This window comes from Bacillus sp. SIMBA_008 (assembly GCF_046535495.1).
In the GTDB taxonomy this organism is placed as follows: Bacteria; Bacillota; Bacilli; order Bacillales; family Bacillaceae; genus Bacillus; species Bacillus subtilis.
Genome location: NZ_JAWRWL010000041.1, coordinates 1 through 433, shown reverse-complemented (window position 1 = coordinate 433; position 433 = coordinate 1). Strand labels below are relative to the sequence as shown.

1 protein-coding gene is annotated in these 433 nt (G+C 70.9%); it reads left to right on the top strand.

Annotation, left to right across the window (positions count from 1 at the left end):
• Window positions 1-433: carbohydrate binding domain-containing protein (locus SB658_RS21995; RefSeq protein WP_410602306.1), on the top strand; the 433-nt coding region annotated here is incomplete at both ends.

Here is a 433-nt window from a genome sequence, read left to right as displayed (position 1 = left end):
CGGTGAACGCCGAGCCCACGCTCAGCGGCGCCGAGAACACCGCCCACGTCGTGGTGCCGCAGGGCGGAGCCGTGCCCGCCCCCATCGACTACCACGACGCAGGACTCGACGACCCCGGCTTCAACGCCGGAACTCTCGACGGCTGGCACCCGCAGGGCGACGTCTCGATAGAGCGCACCGACCTCGGCGCGCAGAAGAACCAGTCGCGTGGCGACAACGTCGCCGCGCTGGGTGCGGCCGCGTCGTCGATCTCGCAGACGGTCACCGGGCTCGCTCCCGGACAGCGGTACTCCTTCTCGGCGCAGGTGCAGATCGACCAGCCCGCCGCTCGCGACGTCGTCGTCGCGGTCGACACCCCTGCCGGCGCGATCACCCGCACCTGGAACCTGTCTCCGACGCTCAACCTCATGCTCCCGGATTCGAAGGCGGGACA